This is a genomic window from Plantactinospora solaniradicis (genome assembly GCF_042658085.1).
Classification (GTDB): domain Bacteria; phylum Actinomycetota; class Actinomycetes; order Mycobacteriales; family Micromonosporaceae; genus Plantactinospora; species Plantactinospora solaniradicis.
This window is the reverse complement of record NZ_JBHSPR010000133.1, coordinates 1-828: the sequence shown is the minus strand read 5'-3', so window position 1 is coordinate 828 and position 828 is coordinate 1. Positions and strand designations below refer to the sequence as shown.

At 68.6% G+C, this 828-nt stretch carries 1 pseudogene; it reads right to left on the bottom strand.

Features of this window, described 5'->3' with window-relative positions:
* Positions 1-645: pseudogene (locus ACFP2T_RS47830) on the bottom strand (hypothetical protein); the annotation flags it as partial.
* Positions 646-828 lie beyond the last annotated feature (183 nt).

Below are 828 nucleotides of genomic sequence, written 5' to 3'. Positions count from 1 at the left end.
GTTCACCGGGTCCCGCCGGTACAGCGCCAGGTCACTGTGCCCATCGGCGTTGTAGTCACCGGCAGCCGCCGTCGACCCCCAGGCGGCGAGGGCGATCCTGGCGCCGTCGGCGGCCTGCTGGCCGTACCGTTCGGGGAAGCCGGAGATCTGGACCCGCTGGCACACCTCGCCCACGGGGGCGGTCAGCCAACTGTTGTTCGGATACTTGCTGAGCATCGAGCTGAGAAACGAGTTGGTGGAGTGCACCGGGTCGAGGATCTGGCTCTCCGTGCCCCAACCCTGGCTCGGTCGCTGCTGGTAGAGGCCGAGGCTGTCGCGGTCGCCGTAGGGAAGGTTCTGGATCCCGCTCTCCACGATAGTTGTGGTGATCGCGATGGTCGCGGCGTGGCTGGGCAGGCCTCGACCCTTGACCGCCTGCACGATGACCCGGACGCAGGCCGCCCGACTGGCGTTGAAGCTCTGGCTCATCGTGCCGGTCAAAATCGGCTTGACCCGGGCGGCGAAGGCCGAGTCCGCGCTTGTCGGGGCTGTGGACGTGCAGTCCGGAATGACCGCGGCGTGGGCGGTAGAGGCGTGCACCAGGAGAGTGCCGAGGGTGGCCACTGCCGCCAGACCTGCGAGCAGGGCATGACGTACGGCTTTCATCCAATCTCCCTTAAGAGGGACCGGCCGTGAGCGCCGGTCGGAGGGGCCGGTCGATGGGGCCGGGCCGCCCAGTCGGTGAGCGGCCCGGCTGTGGGTTGTCAGGTGGTGGCGGGGTTGCTGGCTGCGGGGATGTCGTTGCAGCCGCCGTATTTGAGGCCGGAGCGGAGTTGGGTGTTGGTGTGG